The following is a 22,190-nucleotide window of genomic DNA, read 5'->3' on the forward strand; positions in this document are numbered from 1 at the left end:
AACCATTCCATTCATCGTTGTTGAATTATACAATTTTCTTTTTCAAATGACAAACGACATCCTCCATCACGCGCTGTGATGCGTTTCCGTCCTCGAGAGAGGTGAACCGTTCCCGGAATTCCCCCGTCTCAAACCTGTCCGTATCCGGGTGCTTTATCTCTCGGATCAGCGCATCCGTCGTCTGGACCAGCGGCCCCGGCGCCAGCCGTTCGAAATCGAAGTAGAAGCCGCGGAGCTTGTCGCGGTACTGGTCGATGTCATACGTATAGAAGATCATCGGGCGCCTGAGGTTCGCATAGTCGAAGAACACCGACGAGTAGTCGGTGACCAGCATGTCGGAGATGACATACAGGTCGCGGATGTCCCCGTGCTTTGAGAAGTCATACAAGAATCCATTATACTGCTTTATGTCGAGATTTTCACTTACGAGGTAGTGCATGCGCAGGATGATGATGTATTCACCGCCGAGTTCCCGCTGCATCTTTTCCACATCGAACTGCAGGTCGAACCTGTATCTGCCGCGGCCGTGGAAGCTGTCATCCCGCCACGTCGGCGCGTACAGGATGATCTTCCTGTCAGTCGGCAGGCCGAGCACCTTCTTGATATTATCCGTGGTCCCGGCATCACTGGCCGAGAATAAAAAATCATTGCGCGGATAGCCCGTCTCGAGCATTTCCCCGCCGAAGCCGAATGCGCGGCGGAATATGTCCGATGAATAGCGGTTGGGGGAGATGAGGTAATCCCACTTGGACGCCTCCTTCGTGAAATTCCTGCGGTAGCTCCTTGTATCCGTCCCCGGCATGTGGACGGTCTCTATATCCGTCCCCAGCTTTTTGAGGGGTGTGCCGTGCCATGTCTGCAGATATGTTGTACCATGGGGTTTTGGTATCCACAGCGGCAGACGGCTGTTCGTAATCCAGAGGGTGGCTTTATTCATCTGGATCATCCACGAAAGAGAGAAGCGTTTGATATAGGGGACGTCCGCTTCCTCGAACACATGTGCACTGTTCCTGTCCGCGCTCCAGACCAGTGTGTACTCCGGGTGCGCGATCGACATGTATTCGTAGAGCGCCCGCGGGTTGTCGCTGTACTGCCTGCCGAGGAAGCTTTCGAACATGATGAGCCTATGGTCTTTTTTTACTGTCCTGCCGCACAATGCGAACAGTTTACGATAGAGGAAAAATACTGCTTTCTTTAAAAATTTCACTGGAATCACACCTAATAATTATACTTTTTCTGATTTTATGTTATAATCATTAATAATCTTTACAAAAGATTAATCTTATCTTTACAATTATACCATGTCCACATGGACATTATACCAGAGGTAGAGAGGTATATTGGGAGGAATAGAAATGAAAAACCAAAATGTTAGACAAATGAAACCAAAAAGAAAAGTGATTACTTACGGCACATTCGATCTGCTCCATATGGGACATATCAATATCCTTCGCCGTGCTAAAGAACGTGGTGACTATCTGGTGGTCGCTGTATCTTCCGACGAATTCAACAAACTCAAGCATAAAGAAGCCTATTACTCATATGAAGACAGAAAAGCGATCCTTGAAGCGATCAAGTATGTAGACGAAGTCATCCCTGAGCACAACTGGGGCCAGAAGGTCAAAGACGTCCAGAAGCACGATATCGACGTGTTTGTCATGGGTGACGACTGGAAAGGCGAATTCGACTTCCTGAGGGAATACTGTGAAGTCGTGTACCTTGCGAGAACAAGCGGCGTATCCACGACGAAGACGAAGCAAGAGCTGTCCAAGAAACATGGTTAGGGAAGCGGCAATCAATCTGTATCTGGCCATAACGAAGGTGATCTTCAATCTGTTCAGGTCACTTCCGGTACAGGAAAAGACAGTGATGATTGCATCTTTCGGCGATAATATTCAGTACGTTTTGGATGAAGTGCATGCGCGCACTTCATCCAAAATTGTTTTACTGAAGGATTCCAGATGCAACTATGCTTTCAGGAACGCAGACGACAGGAACACCATACGCTTCGTGCCTGTTAATATCCCGGGAAGCATCAGGGGACTCTATCATCTTGCCACGGCCAGGCACATCTTCGTCGACAACTACCAGGTCGTGCTTGCTTCATGCGATTTCAGGGAGGGGCAGACATGCGTCCAGCTCTGGCATGCAGACGGGGCGGTCAAACTGTTCGGTTTCAAGGACAAGGCCACCATCGAACGCACACCATCCGCACAGAAGCGGTTCAAACAGGTGTATGAAAATTTCCATAAAGTCGTCGTCAGCTCCGACGACATGGGATGGATCTTCGAAGAGGCATTCGATATAAGCCATGAAAACCTGCTCAAGACCGGCATGCCCCGGACCGATTTCTTCTATAATGAAGATAAGATGCAGCGCGCCGCGGACAAACTCCACCGGCAGCTTCCACACCTTGCGGGCAGGCAGGTCATCCTGTACGCACCGACATTCAGGGAAGGGCGCTTCAAAGTCGATGAGCTCCGTCTCAACATCAGGAATCTCAAAAAGGGGCTGTCCGAAGACCATCATCTGCTGCTGAAACTCCATCCCGCCGTCACTTCGGGCGGCAGATGGGACGACGACTTCGTCACTGACGTCTCCCACGGCTTCGACATCTTCGAACTGCTGGCCATTACAGACATACTTGTCACGGACTACTCATCCATCCCGTTCGAATTCGCAATACTCGGCCGGCCGATGATCTTCTATCCGTACGACCTCGAAGAATACGTCAGCACCCGCGGCATCTGGTTCGACTACGAAACATTCGTCCCCGGTCCCGTCGTCTACCATTCCAGCGAAATGATCGACGTCATCCGCCGCGAAGCATTCCGGCTCGAGAAAGTCCTTCTTTTCGACGAAACATGGAACAAGTACGCCGACGGCAGATCCACAGAAAAGTTGATAACCAGACTATACAAAGATGCAGCCCCGAGATAGAGTCACGGGGCTGCTTTTTTGCGGCATAAAGAGCGGAATGCCTGGATGAAGGCCGCCATCATCAATGAGCGGCCCCCGTTTCAGTTACCAAGGCCGTCACACCGCTTTGCTGGCCGCCGTTTTCCGCGGGCGATGCCCATATAAAGATAGATGAGCATGCAAAAAGGGAATCACGACAACGTGATTCCCTTCATATATGTGTTATTAATGGATGAAGTTATGTGAAGAAACTTCGTAGGCATCGATGGTCCTCATCGTTTTGTTGCCCGGGCCGCCGCTCCAGTTCATTTCAGAAACTAGGATCGAACCGTCGGAATTGATCTTCTCAACTACAGCTACGTGACCTGAGCCCCAAGCGCCGTTAGTCCATGCATTGGACTGGACGATGGCACCGACAGAAGGGGAGTTGTTGACATTAAGTCCCTGGCTTCTCGCTGCACTAGCCCAGTTGGAAGCATCACCCCACTGATTGCTGACAGGTTTGCCCATTTGCTGGCGGCGTTCGTATACATACCAAGTGCAGTCCCCGTCGAGGTACCAGTTCTCACCGTATGAAGCAGGTGACGGTGCCTGAGCTTCCTCTTCAGCCTCTTCCTCGGCCGCTGCCTCTTCCTCAGCCTGACGCTGTGCCTCGGCTTCTTCCGCTGCGCGTTGCTCGGCTGCTTCCTGCTCAGCCTGGCGCTGCGCTTCCGCTTCTTCCGCCGCGCGTTGTTCGGCCGCTTCCTGCTCAGCCTGGCGCTGCGCTTCGGCTTCTTCCGCTGCGCGTTGCTCGGCTGCTTCCTGCTCAGCCTGGCGCTGCGCTTCGGCTTCTTCCGCTGCGCGTTGCTCGGCTGCTTCCTGCTCAGCCTGACGCTGTGCCTCGGCTTCTTCCGCTGCGCGTTGTTCGGCTGCTTCCTGCTCAGCCTGACGCTGTGCTTCCGCTTCTTCCGCCGCGCGTTGTTCGGCCGCTTCCTGCTCAGCCTGACGCTGTGCCTCGGCTTCTTCCGCTTCACGTTGCTCGGCTGCTTCCTGCTCAGCCTGACGCTGTGCTTCGGCTTCTTCCGCTTCACGTTGCTCAGCGGCTTCCTGTTCCGCCTGACGCTGTGCCTCGGCTTCTTCCGCCGCGCGTTGTTCGGCCGCTTCCTGTTCCGCCTTTTCCTGAGCTGCGATTTCCTCTTCAGTCGGTTCTTCTTCTACTGGTGGGGCCGCCTCTTCTTCGGTTGTCTCCTCAGTCACCGCTTCAGCCGTTTCTTCCTCGGCCGGTTCAGTTTCTTCAGTAGTCTCTTCTTCGACAGCCTCTTCTGTAGCTTCTTCTTCGGCCGCTTGTTGCTCAGCTTCAAGTTGAGCGGCTTCCTCGGCGGCCTGGCGTTCAGCTTCAGCCTGTTCCTCAGCTTCCTGCTGTGCAGCGGCTTTCTCTTCGGCAGCCCTTTGTGCTTCCGCTTCCTCGGCTGCAGCCTGTTCTTCTGCTGCACGTTCTTCTTCAGCCTGTTCTTCCGCCTCAGCATCAGTGTCCTCTTCAGCCGGTGCTTCTTCTTCGGTTGTCTCCTCAGTCACCGCTTCAGCCGTTTCTTCCTCGGCCGGTTCAGTTTCCTCAGCAGTCTCTTCTTCGACAGCTTCTTCTGTGGATTCCTCTTCAGCCGCTTGTTGTTCAGCTTCAAGTTGAGCGGCTTCCTCGGCGGCCTGGCGTTCAGCCTCAGCCTGTTCCTCAGCCTCCTGCTGTGCAGCGGCTTCCTCTTCGGCAGCTCTTTGCGCTTCCGCTTCCTCTGCTTCCGCCTGTTCTTCCGCCTCAGCATCAGTGTCCTCTTCAACCGGAGCTTCCGTTTCCTGTTCGACAACCGCATCAGGATTAACATTCAGTTCCTGACCCGGGAAGATGAGATGATCTGTGATGCCATTCAGGCTCATCAGCGTACGGTAGCTCATGCCGAACTCGCTCGCCACGCGGCCGATGGTATCGCCCGGTTTGACTGTATATGTGTCGGCGTCTGTATCAACTGCCGGAGTCTCTTCGGCTTCAACTTCCTCGCTGGCATCAGCCTCAGGTTCAGCTTCCTCTGCGGGCTCGGCTTCAGGCTGTTCAGTTTCGACGGGTTCTTCGGCAGGCTCGACTTCAACAGCCGGTTCAGCCGGAACCCCGGATGCCGGTTCTTCTTCAACTTCAGTATCAGCTGCAGGTTCAAGCGTCTGAGCAGGTGTCTTCACCTCAGGTACTGATGTCTGTTCTTCAGAACTTTCACCGATGGTAAGTTCCTGGTTCACCAAAATGAGATCAGTAGTCAGATTGTTCCAACCCTTCAATTCATCAACTGTAACATTGTTCTTCAAAGCAATGCCCCATAGGGTGTCACCGGACTTTACCTTATATGTAATAACTTCCTTCTCTTCCTCAAGTTCGAGCGTCTGATTCACTAAAATAACATCTGAAGACAGGTTGTTGTATTGCTTCAGCTGGTCCACCGTCAGATTGTTGTCGTTACCGATCTTCCAGAGGGAATCCCCCGGCTGGACCGTGTAGCTTTTCGCAGATGCGTCGTCGGATAACCCATACGCTGAAATTGCTGCTGTCGCTGTGAGTGCCGTAACTAATTTTTTCATAGATTGCTTATCCCCCAGATTTGTTAGTTTTTGCGCATAACTTTATCAAATTTTCAAATTACTATAACACTTTACATACTAACAAAGTTAGTAGGAGGAAAAAGCGTTGTAACACAAATGTAATATAATTAAAATATTATATTCATATAACAAAAGGAAATTTACCAAATGGCAATGTTTGGGGGAATGAAAACCATACCCTGCCGTATCTCTCTTAGGCACAGCGGGGCGCTCACCGCACCCCGAAACGTTTGGAATATGCCTCAAAAGGTATATTGAAAAGAAAAGGCGCCGTCCAACCAGAAAGAGGCAGGTAAAATGGATTTTACAGAACGTTATGTCTAACAGAGATCTTCGACAGAGCCGGAGTTCAAAAAGTTGCAGGATGATCCGTTGGTCGTCCGAAAACAGGAACTCCGCGCGCAACTGATTGCACTGAGACTCAGCCTGGACCTTACTCAAAAAGAGTTTGCAGACCTGACAGGGGTCCAGCAGTCACTGGTCTCCCGTTTGGAGAACGGCAGCCACAACATCATCATAGAACGGCTTCAGGAAATATTGGTAAGGAGCAACACAGGTGCCAGATTGAAGAAGAAAAGGATTGAAATGACTGAATATAATTTTAAAAAGGGGAGTTGTAAGAATGAGGATTGGAAATGAAAGGTCGATGTATGTTTCTGATTTTGAACGTACTTCGATGAATGCATTTGACAAAGCCCCGGAGAGTGGAGATGCTGTCTTCATCATGGATGGGCAGGAAAGCAGAGGGGTCGTCCTGACAAAGGAGAAGTACGAATCTCTGCAAAGCGAAATCGAAGGTCTGTATGGAATCCATAGTCAAAGAACGCCTGGCGAATGATGATCGGGAGGCTATCCCCGTAGCCGATGTCATAGGACATGATTTGAAAGATGTCGAAATGGATGAAAACGATGGTTCGGAGTAATACAGAGGCCCTGGCGGCAGTTTTTATCTGCCGCCAGGGCCTCTGTATTACTTTAAATTATTTAATTGCTTTATGAGATTCAAGCGATTGCGCCACTAATAGGTTAATCGCTTGGTTTTTTGAAACGCCTTCTTCCTTCATGTATTTCTCGATATCCTCATTTATAGAGGTTGGAATCCTGTATGTGATTTTCACAGGCTTCTGTTCTTCATAACTTTTTGGGAAAGGGATATCAAATTCATTTTCCAGCATTTTTTCAAACCAAATTTCTTTGGCTATATTTAAATCGGCAATCGATTCTTCGATTGTATCTCCTACTCCTTCTAGTCCCTTTAATTCTTCAAAATAGGCAACAAAATATTCAGAAGCATCAAAGTCCTGTTTAGGTACAACACTTAATTTATAGTTCATTTTCATATAATCATTTACTGTTCTCATGATTAGTCACTTCCTCAATATCATTGATTAACGTTTTTACAATGTGGTAGCGCATGGGGCGAGTAAAGTTTACAGTTCTTTGAGGAATGGCAATAGGTGATAACTCGTTGTGGAAGTATACTTGATGACCACCTTTACCTTTCTTACTATCAAGTTTAAATCCATACATCCTTAAAGCAGATTTGAAGTCATGTTCGCTCACATTTTTAGGATTGTTTTTAATTTTTCTGTACAACTTCTCTTTACGACTCAATATGCCACCACCTACAGTGTCTTTTAATTATTGTATAATACCTTTTGTAATATGTAAATTGGTTAGCTTGTTTACAACGAAGTTCAAAATTAATTAGTAATTAAGATAATCTATTATTTGGCAATTAATGATAAAATAAACATAGTATTCAAAATAATATAAATGCTAACGGGGGTTATAATTATTATGATAGATAAAGTTAATAATATATCTAATAAATCTTTTAAAGATTTCACAGGTCCATCTGAAAGTTTTAACGAAAAGAATCTTATTTTTGGATATAACGGTAGAGGGAAAAGTTCGTTGGCTAAAGGTATAATAGAAGAAGGTTTTAAAGTTTCAAGTATAGCAGATAGCCAAGCACGATTATTTGATAAAGATTACATAAAAAAGAATCTGTATTTAGAAGATAATGAAAAAATCAGGGGTGTAGTAGCAAACTTTGGAGAAAAAACTATAGATGCAGAAGAAAAAATCAATGAATTAATAGAAATGAAATATGATACCTCAGTGTTGGTGTCTAAAAATAGTGAATTAAAAGATGAAATTAGAAGTTTGATAGATGAAATTCACAACCGAAGAAAAGGGAATACAAATATAACAAGAAAAAATTCTTCATATACATTAGATCAGTTAATAGATAGTTATGAAAATGATTTAAAAAAAGCATCGAAAATAGAAGGAAATGAAGAAGCTCTTATAGAAATAAAAGGAGATAATAGTTTAGAAAGAGAAAAGAAAGAATTAACTGCAATTGAAATTGAAAAATTAAATGTTGAAGGACTAATGCCTAAGTTGGAAAATATTAATAATATATTCAAGAAGGAATTTGACGACATAGTAATTCCTTCTTCAGAAATAATAGAATGGTTAAACAAAGGAGTAGTTATTCACAACGAAGACGAGGAGTGTAAGTTTTGTGGTAATCCATTAGATTTGACAGCTATTAAGAGGAAAATAGATTTATATAATATTAATGAAAAGCAGAAATCTATTATAGCATTAAAAGAATTTAAAGAAGACCTTACTTACTTTATAAATACTGTCCAAAATTTGATTGAAAATAAAACTAAACTAGAATTATTTCTTCACCTAGAGGATAAATTTGAAATTTTGAAAAGTAAAAACTATCTGCTCAAAGAAAGCATTGTATCGATTGATGAAAAAATTAAAGATATACATTTTTGTGAAACTTTCCCCATAGACGAAGTTAAAAATAGTTTAACCATAATTAAATCAACACGCGAAGATATAAGTAAAATGAAAAAGGAAGTAATTGACGGTTTTGAAATGAAAATTAGAAATCAAGAACAATTGGTTAAGGGAGCTATCGCTTTAGAGATAGATAACAATCAAGTTATTCAAGAAAAAATAAAGTCTTTTAGGTTAAAAGAACAAGAAATAAAAAGTAAAATGGATGAAAACGATGGTATAGATACAGAAATACAAAATTATGAGGAAGAAAAGTCGGATATCACAGATTTTGCTATCCATCTTAATCATGTTTTAGAAGATATAAATGTAGCTTTAAGGTTGGAACTGGACGAATCTAAAAAGAACTACATATTGAAACATGCTTATACAGATGAGTTTTTAGTTGTGGATGATATAAGCGAAGGGGAAAAAAACCTATTGGCATTATTGTTCTATTACTTTGATCTATACTACGATGATAATCAAGAGGAGTTGAAGAGAGAGATAAAATTAATAGTTATTGACGATCCAGTTTCAAGTATGGACGAGCAAAATAGATTTTATGTGATGGAATTAATGAAAAACATACTTGATGAAGCCGAGGTTCAGATATTTATTATGACACATGTATGGAATGACTTTTGTGATCTTGCTTTTGGAAAAGAAAAAAAGCATGATTATAAATTTTTTGAAGTATTTAAAAATATCAATGGTGAAAGTTTGATCAGAAGTTTAAAAATACACGATAAGCCATATAAAAAACTGTTTAAAGAAATTTATTTTCTTTCAGAAAAAACTCGAGATGAAATCTTAAGCGATTGTGAAGTTTACCATTTGCCTAATAGTATGAGAAGAGTTTTAGAGGAATTTTTATCATTTAAATCACCTAATGGTATAACTCCTACAAAACAAAAACAAAAGGCTATTGAAAATATATTTAAAATAACATCAAATACCCAGAAAACAAAACTGGGTCAGCTATTAACGCTTTGTAACGTTATGTCGCACAGTACTCGTCATAATCCCGAAGAGATATGGAAGTCTGCCAAGTTTTTAATGAATCAAATAAAGGAAATTGATCACTGCCATTATTTAGCTATGAGGGGCACAAACTAAAAAAATTTTAAGTATTTAAACCTAGTTATACTGAGCTTAAATTTGATAGAAAAATTATTTGTAGTAATAGACTAATAGTATTAAAACCGGCAATCAAGAAGAATTCGTTGATTGCCGGTTTTACATGTTTTAATATTTTGATGTTTTTACTTCCTATATCAATTTCTTCTTCGTAAACTTGTTCCGCAGCCACCTGACAGCGAGCATGATGCCCATGAGGATGCCGAGATAGCCGAGCAGCGGATAGACGAGGTTCACAAGGTCGACGAAGCCGACCAGGCTCAGTATATACCCCGCGACAAGCGCCACTACGAGTGCGACTTTGTACTTGCGGCTGTACGGCACCCAGAACCGGCTGAGGAACGGGTACAGCATGCCGACTGCGGTATTGTAGATGATCAGCAGCATGACGAGCGTCAGCACGAAATGCAGCACGGGATGGATCTCATATGCAAGCATCAGTGTCGGCAGGTCTGCCGTATTCGTCTTGTCGAACTTGGATACGAGTCCGGCATTCATGAAGAGCATCAGTACGAGCAGGATGATGCCGCCGTACATGCCGCCGCGGCGCGCGACTTTGTGCGTGGACTGTGCACCGACAATGGACAGTATGCTGAATGCCATCGCGATCACGATGCCGCTGTATGTGATGGCCTCGAGCCACCATATGCCGGTCGGTGTCTTGCTCAGATCGGCAATTTCGTTGATTTCACTGAAAGAGACCGTCGGCGTGAAAAAGCTGTACACTGCGATGATCGCCACAATCAGGATCAGGAACGGTGTGACGAATCCGAGTGCCGACAGGATCTTGCTGAAGCCGAGCGTCAGTGTGATCATCACTGCAATCATGACGACCAGAGAGCCGAGCCATGCCGGCACACCGAAACTCTGCTCAAGTGCCGAACTTCGCCACCTGCCGGCCCAGAAACATGATGACGAGCGCCGACAGCAGCACCGCCCAGTAGCTCATCGTGCCAAAGTTGCTGAAAAACTGCAGTATTTCCTGGCCCGTCGAGAAGCCCGCGCCGAGAACCACCCCGACATAGGCAAAACCGATTTTGATGGATTCCTGTTGTCCTTTACTCAAACAATCAACTCCGGATTAAAAGATTTTCAAAATACATACGTAAGTCACCAGACACAGAACGAAAAAATCACAGAACCCCGATGGGAGGAAGCGGGCAGTTCAAAGAGGCATAGGGGCGTACAGGGGAATTGGGGATAGACCATCGTTTGAAAAATTATTCACAAGTATATATTTAAACATAGTGACAAAATCCTGTCAAAACAGCGAAACATAGTGATGCAGGACGTTCAGCACATAAATGCAAGCCTTTTGCCGCCTGCCATGTTATCATGACCTTTCATAATGGAAGGGATGGAATCCATGGATAGACTAAGAATGAAACAGGCCTTCCTGTCCCACGAAGGCCTCGTATTCACAGCAATGTTCACACTCATCTTCACCGTGACCAGCCTGATCATGATCGACTACAGAGGACTGCAGAGCCATGTGGCAGGCATGGACCCGTTCACCATCCTCACACTCGGCGCAATCCTCGCCTACCTATATAAGAATTCGAAGTTCAGTTTCAGCAGGAGGAAGATCTTATTCCTCATTGTATGGGGCCTCTATGTACTGTCCGTTTTTGCCAGCATGCTGGTTGCGGGACACTTCGTGTGGACGGAAGCGGCGGTGTGGGTGATGCTGACGGTCATGCTGCTGTACCGGATGCCGGCGGCACTCTTCATGTATATTGCAGCGGGTGCCCTCATCAGCCTGCCGTCACTGCTCCTGGCCGGGACGACACTGAACGAATCGGGTGCCACGCTCGTGATGGTCTTTGCAGCGGGCCTGATCTTCATGCCGAAGACGAACCGCGCGCTGCTCTGGTACATGCTGCCGACACTCGCACTGCTGGTCGTCATCACGACAAGCCGCACGGCGATGGCCCTGTATCTGCTCGCGGCCGCCGCCCAGTCCGCCCATATCAATATGTACAGGACGGGCAGACGGCAGCGGAAGAATTTCCTGATGACGGCGGGTGCCGTCATCCTTGTCCCCCTCATCATGTTCGGAAGGCGGCTGTACAGCTATTTCATCCAGGGTAGTCTCGATCGAGGAGGAATCAATTTCGACAGACTAACATCGGGAAGATATGAACCGTGGCAGACAGTCGTCTCAGGCAGCACATGGTTCGGACAGGGGCATGACTATGTCGACTTCACGCACCTTTTGCACGTCCATAACATCATATTCGACACCCTCGGCAGGTACGGCATCCTGACCGCGGTATTGTTTATCGCCCTTCTATCCTTAACAGTCCTGATTTCAGTGATTGCCGTAAAAAATTTCAATATCACACTGTTTTTCATAATCTTCATCCTGGCCGGCATGTTCGAGTACAATTACCTGTTCATGTTCGTGTACTTCTCACCGGTCATACTGTTCTTCGCCCTGATCGGGCTGATGATGGATGACAGGGACTCCGGACATATCTAGTCCGGAGTTTTTTAGTACGACGGAAAAACTAACTGGATTCCCACTGTTTAAAGTGAAATTATTATACATATAATTATATGTTAAATTGAAATATGAAGAAAATTGTACAGATTTAAACTAATATGATCAATTATTTTTATAGCCGGGGAAATGGTGTGATGATTGATATTTCCAGAGGGTCTCATCATTGCCGTAACAACTGTTGGTATATATTGTATATGATTTATAAATGCTTTTATATCAATGCTTGAAAGGGGAATGTATACAGATTGACTATAATTGCCCTTCAATGAGTTTCAAAATATTTACTGGAAAATATTAAAAAGGTGTATATTTAACACTCATATGATGTTACAATTCTATGTGATTGAAATTACATATTGTAACCCGCTGTGGGTTTAGCATGGAGGAAGCACATGGAAGAAACATTGAATCTGGAAGATATTCTGGATGTGATCAAAAGGAATCTGGTCATGATTCTGAGTCTTACTTTACTCTTTGGTGCACTGGCGGCATTTGCCACTGCCTTTTTGATGACACCCCAATATGAAGCGAACACCCAGATACTGGTCAGCCAGTCGCAGGATGATGATGCAGGCGTCAACAATCAGGAGATACAGGCGAATCTCCAGCTGATCAATACATACAGGGACATCATCAAGAGTCCCACAGTCCTCGACGATGTCGTAGGGAACCTTGGCCTTGAACAGACGACAGCGGCACTGTCCAATCAGATCACGGTGAACAATCAGGACCAGTCGCAGGTGATCACAGTGACCGTGACGGATGAAATGGCTGAAAATGCGGAGACAATCGCCAACGAAGTGGCGACGGTCTTCCAGGAGAGAGTGGCGGAAGTGATGAGTGTGGATAACGTATCGATACTCGCACCGGCGGATATCGGAGACAATCCATCACCGGTCTCACCGCAGCCGCTGATCAACATCGCAATCGGTCTGATCTTGGGAGCACTGCTCGGCCTCGGCATCGCGTTCATGCGTGCATTCCTGGACAAGCGTGTGACGACGGAAGAGGAAATGGAAAAGCATCTTGAACTGCCCGTACTCGGTACGGTGGCGAAGTTCCATAAATAGGGAAGGAGGGGACACGTTATGTTTGGCAAGAAAAACAAGCATCTGGACTATGCATCCGGACCGCGGGATCTGATCGTGGCAAAAGAGCCGAAATCCCCGATCAGTGAGCAGTACCGGACAATCCGTACGAATATTACATATGCGGGTGTGGACACACAGATCAAGTCCGTGCTGTTCACGTCGGCGACACCGAGCGCCGGAAAATCGACGACCGCAGCAAATGTTGCGATCGCATACGCACAGGCGGGCAGGAAGACATTGCTGCTGGATGCGGACCTCAGACGTCCGACGACGCACTACACTTTTGAAGTGAACAACCAGAGAGGTCTGTCGACGGCAGTCGTCAATGAAATGCCGCTTGAGAATGTCATCAGGGAAACAGAGATAGAAAACCTCGACATAGTGACGTCCGGTCCGGTGCCACCGAATCCGTCCGAACTGATTGCATCGAACAAGATGGAACATTTCTTCAAGACGGTATCCATGGAATATGACATGGTCATCGTGGATTCGCCGCCCATTCTTGCAGTGACGGACGGCCAGCTGTTAAGCAAACTGGTCGACGGCACAATCCTTGTGACGAACGTGGAGGCAAATAACAGGGACAGCCTCACCCAGGCGAAGGACCTTCTCAAAAAAGCGGATGCGAACCTCATCGGCACCGTGCTCAACAACAAGAAACAGAAGGAATCAAAAGACAGCTACTACTATTATTACGGAGCGGAGAAATAATGATAGATATCCATAACCATGTACTGATTGGCGTGGATGATGGACCCGAGAGCGAAGAGGAAACGCTGGATCTGCTCAGGCAGGCGATCGACAATGGAATTACTGACATCATAGCGACCCCACATCATTACAGTGGGGATTTCATCAATCCCAAAAGTCAAATAGTGTCAAAAATGGTAGAAGTTATAGACATCATTGAAAAGCATCAGTTGGATATCAATATTTACCCGGGTCAGGAAATCCGCATCAATGGAGATCTGGTAAATGAGCTTGAAACTGATGTGAATCTTCCGCTCAATCAATCGCAATATGTGTTGGTTGAGTTTTCTTTTACGGAAATTGCGGGGTATACAGAAAATCTGTTCTTCGATCTGCAGATGAATGGCTACACGCCGGTCATTGCCCATCCGGAAAGGTGCCGTCCGCTGGCGAAAGATCCGGATAGGCTGTATGAACTGGTTGGGAAGGGTGCAATTGCACAAATTACGGCAGGATCTGTCTCCGGGGCGCTGGGTGAGGGGCTGCAGGAAACGAGTCTGAAGATGATTGAGAATCACCTCATTCATGTGGTCTCGAGTGACGCCCACCATGCGACGATGCGCCCGTTCATGCTGAAGGAAGCATACGAAGTGATTGATGAAAAGCTCGGATCAGAGTATGTGGAATATCTTCAGAAGAATGCTGAGGCGGTTCTGAATAACAAAGAGGTCAAGGTAAGGTCGCCGAAGCGGATTGAAATGAAGGATAAGGGTGCGAAAAAGAGAAGAAGATTTTTCGGGTTATTTTAAAGGAAAGAAGTGTGTTGATAGATGGGAGCAAGAAAAAGATATTTTCTCCTGCTTTTTATAGATTCAATCATAGTTACATTTTCGGTGTTTCTGGGATATTACATCCTGGCGCCATTCTTTCTGCAGTATACATGGCCGTCGCTGGTAATCACGGCAGTAATTCTGTTGGTCAGTCACCATATATACGCCTACATCTTCAATTTATATCACCGGGCATGGGAGTATGCGAGCGTCCGGGAGCTGATATCCATCACCCAGGCCGTGACAGCCTCGATTGTGACGACGTACATATTGAACTTTCTGCTTTTCCAGACCACTTTCACCAGATTGATGCTCATTACATGGATGATGCATCTGATTCTGATCGGAGGGTCCAGACTTTCCTGGCGGGTGATGAGGAAACAGATTGTAGGCAAGAATGCGAAAGACTCGCGTCATAAGAAAACACTGATCGTCGGTGCAGGAAAAGGCGGCTCCATGCTGATTAAGCAGATCATGGACACACCGGCAATGGAAATGAATCCAATTGTAGCAGTAGATGATGATTCAGCAAAACAGAGAATGGAACTCGCTGGAAGAGTCAAAGTTGAAGGTACGAGAGAAGACATACAGAAACTGATTGAGAAGTATGGCATTGAAAAAGTGGTCATCGCCATACCGTCGCTTACAAAATCAGAGCTGAACGAAATCCATGCCCTTGCGAACCGTGATGGAGTGGAAGTCCTGACAATGCCGAACATTGATGATGTCATGTCAGGAAGGGTAGAAGTCAATGCACTGAAAAAAGTGGAAGTCGAGGACCTCCTGGGAAGAGAACCGGTTGAACTCGATTCAGAGGGCATAGAAGATCAAATCAGGGACAAAGCAGTTCTTGTGACAGGTGCAGGCGGAAGCATCGGCTCCGAACTCGTCCGGCAGATATCCAAGTTCCAGCCAAGACAGGTAATACTCCTTGGCCACGGAGAAAACAGCATCTACACCATTTTGGAAGAAATGTCAGGTATGAAAAGTAGTGTCGAATATATCCCCATAATTGCAGATGTGCAGGACAGGGAAAGAATCTTTGAAGTGTTTGAAGAGTATAAACCGAGTATCGTATATCACGCAGCGGCTCATAAGCATGTACCTTTGATGGAGTATAACCCGAAAGAAGCGGTTAAAAACAATATTATAGGTACGAAGAATACAGCAGAAGCGGCCTGTGAATATAAAGCTGATAAATTTGTACTGATCTCTACGGATAAAGCAGTTAACCCACCAAATGTCATGGGAGCAACGAAACGAGTTGCAGAAATGGTAGTGCAGGCACTGGATGCAGAAACAGAAGATACAACACTGGTTGCGGTAAGATTCGGAAACGTACTTGGTAGCCGAGGTTCCGTAATACCTAAATTCAGAAAGCAGATAGAAGCTGGAGGACCGATCACAGTTACTGATGAACGAATGACAAGGTATTTCATGACAATACCTGAAGCATCAAGATTGGTTATACAGGCAGGGAGTTTAGCAAAAGGCGGAGAGGTATTTGTACTTGATATGGGTCAACCAGTCAAAATTGTTGATCTCGCCAAAAATATGATTAGGTTGAGTGGATATTCAGAAGATGAAATTGAAATACAATTCAATGGTATAAGACAGGGAGAAAAATTGTATGAGGAACTATTAAGTGAAGATGAGATATATCCGGAGCAAGTCTTTGAAAAAATATATATTGGTAAAGTGAAGGATATGAAAAAGATTGATATCAACAATTTTATTACAAAATGTATGAATTCAAAAGATATTAAACAAAAGTTACTATTATATGTAAAGTGAGAATGGTCGTTTTAAAATGAACAAATATAAAGTAGTTTTAATGAGCCTTATACTACAAACAATTGGAATAGCTGGAAACTTAATTTCAAGAATAGTGTTTGGTAATTTTCTGAGCGAAGAGGAATTTGGTGTATATAATATCTTAATTCTGATGCCAAATCTTTTAGCTCTATTGGTAAATATTGGTATGGGACATGCTATCAGTATTAAATCTGCAAGAAGCAAAATAATCAGTATAAATTTAATTAAAATAATTTACTTATATTCACTAATTATTGGTGGTATTACTTCAATAGTCGGGGGGTATATTTTTCAAGAGATATATAATGATATTCATATTCCACTAATTATAATAGGAAGTACCTTGACTACCATTTTTTTGTTAAATTATTTATTGTCATTTTTATTTTTGGGCCTACAGAAATCCAACATTTATTTTCTCAGTACCAATTTAGTTCATATGCTTTCCCCCTTAATTTTTATAATTATAATTATAATGTTTAACGTGAATATTTATAGTGCGGTCCTTGCTTATAGTATTGCATTGTTATTGGTAACTCTTTTTTTGAAATGGAAATTGTATAGAAACAAAGATGTAATTAGAAAAAATGAAATAAAGATGACTGAGGAATTCAAAGAATTAGCATCTCTGGGATTGCCACTATATTTTACATCTTTATTTAATTTTCTAAATTATAGAATTGATACATTTATTATAGGAGCAATGCTATCTTTTGCATTATTGAGTAATTATACAATCGCTGTATTATTTATTGATAGTGTTGGAAAGATTAATCAAATCATAAATATACTCATATTCCAAAAGACACCAACTATTACTAGTGAAAAGAAGAAAGAAAAGCTTATGGCACAAGGTGTTATCATCAGCATGTTTATATGTTCTGTTGCATCTCTTATACTTGTTATCTTCGGTAGGCAGTTGATATCTATCATATTTCCAGGGAAGTTTGAGTTAGCATACCAAATAATCCTCTATCTTATACCAGGTATGTTTTTCATCAGTTTATTTAGAATAGTTTATCATAGGCTTGCAGCTGATGGTTATGGAAAATACTCATCCATTGGATCCTTAATATGTGTAATATTCACTATTGTTTTTAATTTAGTCCTAATACCGATTTATGGTATAACAGGGAGTGCTATCGCCTCTAGCTCAGCTTATTTTATTATGTTTTTGTACATAATTTTCATATATTTTAAAGTGAGGAGGAGGTTCTATTTATGAGCTATTTAATTATACTCGTATCATTAATATTGATAACTATAATAAGTGCAGTAAATTTCTATCTTTTACCTCCTCTAGTTTTCAGTATAGCCTCCGTGTTAATCGCATTGTATTATAGAAGTAAATTCCAGACATGGTTGAATTTATATACATTAATTAGTTTTGTATATATAATGGGTTTTTGTGTTAGGTTCATAACGTTAATGTTTGGATATAACCAATTTAATATACCTAAAAATAATATGATTATTTCTTTAATTTTCTCTTTTTTAATATATTTAATTTTTATTTTCGGAGGTATTTTAGGTGATAAAATTACAACCCGAACTGACATCAAAATATTAAATATAACAAAAACTGAAAAAAATATAATCTTGGCACTCAATTTTATTATAAGTTATGGGTCAGTATTAATTTTATTTGTATTATTTGGAGGTTGGAATGGCCTCGTGAGCTCTTTCTCAGAAAAAACTAATGAATTTTCTGGATTAGGTATAGTGTTTACTTTTATTCCCTCTTTCAGTGTGGCCATTATACTTTTACTATGTGTAAAAGCTATGAATTTCAATTTTTATACATTTTTCTTTTTTCTTTTTTCACTGTTACCGTTATTTACAGTAGGAGGAAGAATCCTCTTTTTCTTAGTGCTCTTATCACTTCTATTGGTTTATGAAATTCGTAGAAAGCCTATAAATTTTAGGCAGTTCTTAACCTTTTGTTTCTTAGGTTTTATTTTTTTCATATCTTATTTTGCTTATTTCAGGTCATTCAGCAGATTTGGCAGCTGGGAGCATTTTAAAGCAAATTGGTTTGATTTACTTTATAACACTGTCATTAATGGCGCTTTAAGTTTCATTGATGGTTTAAATGTAATAATGTATTATGTTCCGAATAGCGTAGATTACCTAGGTGGGTTTAGTATTCTAAGTTCTTTATTAATTTTTATACCAAGTATTTTAATTCCATACAAACCCGATAATACTGCATTAATATACAATGAGATCTTTAACAAATCCCAATACATTTCAGGCACTGGCCAAAATCCTAGTTTAATTGGTGAAATCTATTGGAATGTGGGGTCACTTAATACAGTTTTATTGTTTTTCTTTCTTGGGATATTAATAGGACTATTATATAAAAAAGTTTTAGAAACTAACTATAATAGCCAATATCTTTCAGTAATAACGATGATGTTCTTACTACCTATTTTTTTATTTTTGATTAAAAGTGGTATAAGTACTGGTACTCCATACAGAATAATATTTCCGTTAATAATTAACTTAATGCTCCTAGTATCATTTAACAAAATAAGATTAATTAAATCTAGTAATTAATAATTTTAGACAGGATGAATGGCTGTGAAAAAAGTACTATGTATTACGTTAGCATTCCCACAACAAAGAGTAGTTAAAACAATAGACAGTTTAGCCAATAATGGATACGATGTGTCATTACTAACGATGAATCTTGATGAATCAAAAAAAGATATGTTCAGTTATGACAATGTCGAAATTATAAATTTGAATATAAAAGGTATTACTAAGTTTTTACCTATAAAACATTTTCTACTTAAACCTAAAATAAGAAGACTTCGTAAACAAAAATTTGATTATATAATTTGTAGAGATATTTTCACGTATGATCTTGGTCGTTTTTTTTCCAAAAATAAAAGAGTTATTGTAGATATTGCAGATAATTATCCTGAAGTTTTTTCTTCTTTCCGAGATAATAAAATAATAGGTTCAATGTTATACAATTTCTTTAATATTTACGAAAAACTAGTGGTTAAAAGTGCATATAAAATTATAGTTGTGACAGCGAACAGTAAAAAGCTAATAATGAATAAACATAAAACAAATTCGGAGAAGATTATTGACATAAGCAACTTTCCATTAAAACGTGATGTTTTAAAAAATAATAACTTAAATTCTAAGAAATCTTTTAACAATAGATTAGTCTATATTGGAACGGTTGATGATAAAGTTAGAGATTTGAAAAACTTCATGAAAAGTATCAAGGGGAGTACTTACTTACTTACTATATATACTTTTAATTTTGAGTATACATTAAAAGTTGTAAACCAGTATGATGTAGCTGAAAATGTCATCGTCAGGAAGCCGGTAAATCGAAATAATCTAACACAAGAATTATCTTTTTATGATATTGGAGTTATCCCCCATAAGTTAATAGAAGGAACTAGATACACTATTCCAAATAAACTTTATGATTATGTGCATGCAGGTTTAGTAGTCTTATCATCGAATAACCAAGCGCTAGCACAAGAAGTTAATAAATTAGAACTTGGAGAAATATATAGTGATTCACTAAAAATTATCGAAAGCTTAAATAGTATAGAAGATAATTATGAAGATTTGAGAAAAAAAGTATTAAAGGCGAAAAATTCTTGTTTTTGGGACAAAGACTTTAATAAACTTTTGGAGGTATTAAATTAGTGAAACAACTTTTAAATTCATTTGGTGATGGAACTATAAAATTAGAAGATATATCAAAGCCTAAAGTCCCTAATAATGGAGTCTTGATAAAGAACTATTACAGCGCTGTTTCTGTTGGTACTGAAAGAATGCTAGTCGACTTTGGAAAAGCGAATTATCTTCAAAAAGCACGGCAACAACCCGAAAAAGTAAAGGAAGTTATTAATAAAGTTAAGACTGATGGTTTTAACACGACTTATAATGCTGTGAAATCGAAATTAGATCAACCTATACCGTTAGGATACAGTTCTTGCGGTGAAATAATCGCAGTAGGAGATGATTGTAACGATTTTGAAATAGGGGATTTGGTTATTTCAAATGGTGCGCATGCTGAAATTGTTGCAGTAAATAAAAACTTGGTTGCTAAAATTCCTGAAGGTGTCAGTCTAGAAGATGCGGCTTTCACTGTGATTTCTTCGATTCCTTTACAAGGGGTTAGGCTTTTAGAAACAGAAATTGGTGACACTGTTGTGATAACGGGGCTTGGACTGATGGGTTTAATTGCCTCTCAAATTCTTGTTGCAAGTGGGTGTCATGTAATCGCAACTGACTTTGACGAATCTAAAGTGGAAATGGCCAAAAGCTATGGTGTCGATGCTATTAATGCAAAAGATGGTATTGATATTGTCGAATATGTAAAAAAGAAAACTACTAATCAAGGTGCAGATAAAGTCCTGATTACTGCCTCTACTAAGAGTAATGAACCAATAATGCAAGCAGCTCATATGACACGTAAAAGAGGCAAGATTGTACTTGTTGGAGTGGTTGGGCTAGATATTGATCGGACGCCTTTTTATGAAAAAGAAATCACTTTCCAGGTTTCATCTTCATATGGTCCAGGAAGGTATGATGCTAACTATGAAGAAAAAGGTGTAGATTATCCCTATGGCTATGTAAGATGGACGGAAAATAGGAATTTCCAGGCAATTTTAAATATGATAAAAACAAATCGACTTTCTTTTAATAGTTTGATCACCCATAAGTTTAAGTTTGAAGAAGCAGAAAAAGCATATGAAGAGTTGAGTAATACAGGTAATGTTATTGGCGGATTATTTGAATACAACCATGAACAAGTTGATGATCAGGACATAGTTGAGATAGGAGATAGAAAGCTTTCTGTTAAATCTAATGTCACGGTCGGTGTCATAGGAGCTGGAAATTATACTAGCCAAACATTATTGCCAAAAATAGATCAGGAATACAGATTGAAGACTATCGTCAGTTCTGCAGGATTAAGTTCGACAGTAGTAGGGAAAAAGCGTGGATTTGAGTTTTCTACGACTAATATTGACAAAGTACTATCAGATGATGAAATCAATACAGTAATTATTACGACAAGACATGATACGCATTTTGAATATGTGAAATCTGCACTTAAAAATAATAAGGCTGTTTTTGTGGAAAAACCATTAGCTTTAACCCACAAAGAGTTGGATGAGTTGGAAGCAATATATACTGACCAGCATATAATGGTTGGTTTTAACAGAAGGTTTTCACCTCTGATTGAAAAAATGATGGGTTTATTAGAATCAACAATCTCAGCTAAGTCAATAATGATAAATGTTAATGCAGGAAAAATTCCAGTAGAACATTGGACTCAAGATCCTAATGTTGGTGGTGGCCGCTTAATTGGAGAAGCATGTCATTTTATCGATTTGGCCAAATATATTTCTGGATCAGAAATATCAGACTATGAAATAGTATCAATGAACGACCGAAATGATACATTCGATACATTTTCCATTATATTAAAATTCAAAGATGGATCTATCGCGAATATAAATTATTATGCGAATGGTAATAAATCATACCCTAAGGAAAATGTACAGGTTAACTGTGAAGATAAAATACTTGAAATTGATAACTTTAAAATCCTTCGTGGTTACGGGTTTGATAAATTCAGTAAATTGAAATCTCCGAAACAAGATAAAGGTCATGCTAAGTGCATCAATTCGTTTTTAAATAGTACAAAAACTAATACTCCGCTTATTTCTTTTGAAGAACTGATTGAAGTATCAAGAATCAGTATTGATCTTGATCAGATTATAAGGAATTGATTAT

The 22,190-nt window shown here is 41.4% G+C and carries 19 protein-coding genes and 1 pseudogene; 14 read left to right on the top strand and 6 right to left on the bottom strand.

The genetic code is table 11. The features are described from left to right. Positions 1–25: 25 nt before the first annotated feature. Positions 26–1,207, bottom strand: a complete 1,182-nt coding sequence (locus C792_RS0103880) for a CDP-glycerol glycerophosphotransferase family protein (protein ID WP_017548135.1) — start codon at positions 1,205–1,207, stop codon at positions 26–28. Between the two features lie 172 nt (positions 1,208–1,379). On the opposite strand from C792_RS0103880, the gene tagD reads away from it, so the two are divergent. After that, on the top strand, positions 1,380–1,784 hold the full coding sequence (tagD, locus tag C792_RS0103885; protein WP_017548136.1) for a glycerol-3-phosphate cytidylyltransferase: 405 nt from the start codon (positions 1,380–1,382) through the stop codon (positions 1,782–1,784). Beyond that, entirely contained in the window at positions 1,777–2,940 is a 1,164-nt protein-coding gene (locus C792_RS0103890; RefSeq protein ID WP_017548137.1) for a CDP-glycerol glycerophosphotransferase family protein, read from the top strand. The genes tagD and C792_RS0103890 overlap by 8 nt, the downstream gene beginning before the upstream one ends. Before the next feature lie 204 nt (positions 2,941–3,144). On the opposite strand, the pseudogene C792_RS15150 reads toward C792_RS0103890, so the two are convergent. Then, positions 3,145–3,477, bottom strand: a pseudogene (locus C792_RS15150) (CHAP domain-containing protein); the annotation flags it as partial. A 2,415-nt stretch (positions 3,478–5,892) separates the two neighbouring features. Between C792_RS15150 and C792_RS14230 the strand changes: the two are divergent. Further along, a complete protein-coding gene (locus C792_RS14230) occupies positions 5,893–6,174 on the top strand; it encodes a helix-turn-helix transcriptional regulator (protein ID WP_017548139.1) in 282 nt (93 codons plus the stop codon). Next, complete coding sequence (locus C792_RS0103905) at positions 6,158–6,373, top strand: hypothetical protein (protein ID WP_017548140.1); 216 nt, start codon at positions 6,158–6,160, stop codon at positions 6,371–6,373. The genes C792_RS14230 and C792_RS0103905 overlap by 17 nt, the downstream gene beginning before the upstream one ends. 142 nt (positions 6,374–6,515) lie before the next feature. Here C792_RS0103905 and C792_RS14235 read toward each other — a convergent pair whose 3' ends face one another. Both C792_RS14235 and C792_RS14240 read right to left on the bottom strand, forming a co-directional pair. Next, positions 6,516–6,896, bottom strand: a complete 381-nt coding sequence (locus C792_RS14235; RefSeq protein ID WP_017548141.1) for a type II toxin-antitoxin system HicB family antitoxin — start codon at positions 6,894–6,896, stop codon at positions 6,516–6,518. Further along, on the bottom strand, positions 6,880–7,149 hold the full coding sequence (locus C792_RS14240) for a hypothetical protein (RefSeq protein WP_017548142.1): 270 nt from the start codon (positions 7,147–7,149) through the stop codon (positions 6,880–6,882). Before C792_RS14240 ends, C792_RS14235 begins: the two co-directional genes overlap by 17 nt. Before the next feature lie 186 nt (positions 7,150–7,335). Between C792_RS14240 and C792_RS0103920 the strand changes: the two genes are divergently transcribed. Then, positions 7,336–9,459: an AAA family ATPase gene (locus tag C792_RS0103920; protein ID WP_017548143.1), complete on the top strand. Its 2,124-nt coding sequence runs from the start codon at positions 7,336–7,338 to the stop codon at positions 9,457–9,459. A gap of 153 nt (positions 9,460–9,612) precedes the next feature. On the opposite strand, the gene C792_RS14245 is transcribed toward C792_RS0103920, so the two are convergent. Next, on the bottom strand, positions 9,613–10,338 hold the full coding sequence (locus C792_RS14245; RefSeq protein WP_051021704.1) for a YkvI family membrane protein: 726 nt from the start codon (positions 10,336–10,338) through the stop codon (positions 9,613–9,615). A 13-nt stretch (positions 10,339–10,351) separates the two neighbouring features. Beyond that, the gene (locus tag C792_RS15055; protein ID WP_051021705.1) at positions 10,352–10,546 is read right to left on the bottom strand and encodes a hypothetical protein; all 195 of its coding nucleotides are present in this window, start codon (positions 10,544–10,546) and stop codon (positions 10,352–10,354) included. A gap of 300 nt (positions 10,547–10,846) precedes the next feature. On the opposite strand from C792_RS15055, the gene C792_RS0103930 reads away from it, so the two are divergent. The 9 genes from C792_RS0103930 to C792_RS0103970 all read left to right on the top strand — a co-directional run bounded on the left by C792_RS0103930 (position 10,847) and on the right by C792_RS0103970 (position 22,186). Continuing rightward, positions 10,847–11,962, top strand: a complete 1,116-nt coding sequence (locus tag C792_RS0103930; RefSeq protein WP_156811637.1) for an O-antigen ligase domain-containing protein — start codon at positions 10,847–10,849, stop codon at positions 11,960–11,962. Between the two features lie 416 nt (positions 11,963–12,378). Then, positions 12,379–13,056 (top strand): YveK family protein, encoded by a 678-nt coding sequence (locus C792_RS0103935; protein WP_017548145.1) that lies wholly within the window; start codon positions 12,379–12,381, stop codon positions 13,054–13,056. Between the two features lie 18 nt (positions 13,057–13,074). Beyond that, positions 13,075–13,788 (top strand): CpsD/CapB family tyrosine-protein kinase, encoded by a 714-nt coding sequence (locus C792_RS0103940; RefSeq protein WP_017548146.1) that lies wholly within the window; start codon positions 13,075–13,077, stop codon positions 13,786–13,788. Next, the gene (locus tag C792_RS0103945; RefSeq protein WP_017548147.1) at positions 13,788–14,576 is read left to right on the top strand and encodes a tyrosine-protein phosphatase; all 789 of its coding nucleotides are present in this window, start codon (positions 13,788–13,790) and stop codon (positions 14,574–14,576) included. The genes C792_RS0103940 and C792_RS0103945 overlap by 1 nt, the downstream gene beginning before the upstream one ends. A gap of 21 nt (positions 14,577–14,597) precedes the next feature. Next, positions 14,598–16,391 (top strand): polysaccharide biosynthesis protein, encoded by a 1,794-nt coding sequence (locus tag C792_RS0103950; protein WP_017548148.1) that lies wholly within the window; start codon positions 14,598–14,600, stop codon positions 16,389–16,391. 16 nt (positions 16,392–16,407) lie between these two features. Next, entirely contained in the window at positions 16,408–17,637 is a 1,230-nt protein-coding gene (locus C792_RS0103955) for an oligosaccharide flippase family protein (protein WP_017548149.1), read from the top strand. After that, on the top strand, positions 17,634–18,971 hold the full coding sequence (locus tag C792_RS0103960) for an O-antigen polymerase (RefSeq protein ID WP_017548150.1): 1,338 nt from the start codon (positions 17,634–17,636) through the stop codon (positions 18,969–18,971). Before C792_RS0103955 ends, C792_RS0103960 begins: the two co-directional genes overlap by 4 nt. A gap of 24 nt (positions 18,972–18,995) precedes the next feature. Next, positions 18,996–20,090, top strand: coding sequence for a glycosyltransferase family protein (locus tag C792_RS0103965; RefSeq protein ID WP_017548151.1), 1,095 nt, complete (start codon positions 18,996–18,998; stop codon positions 20,088–20,090). Beyond that, positions 20,090–22,186 carry a bi-domain-containing oxidoreductase gene (locus tag C792_RS0103970; protein WP_017548152.1) on the top strand — a complete coding sequence of 699 codons (2,097 nt, stop codon included), beginning with the start codon at positions 20,090–20,092 and terminating at the stop codon, positions 22,184–22,186. The genes C792_RS0103965 and C792_RS0103970 overlap by 1 nt, the downstream gene beginning before the upstream one ends. The last annotated feature ends 4 nt before the right edge of the window (positions 22,187–22,190 follow it).

It is taken from the genome of Salinicoccus carnicancri Crm, from assembly GCF_000330705.1.
In the GTDB taxonomy this organism is placed as follows: Bacteria; Bacillota; Bacilli; order Staphylococcales; family Salinicoccaceae; genus Salinicoccus; species Salinicoccus carnicancri.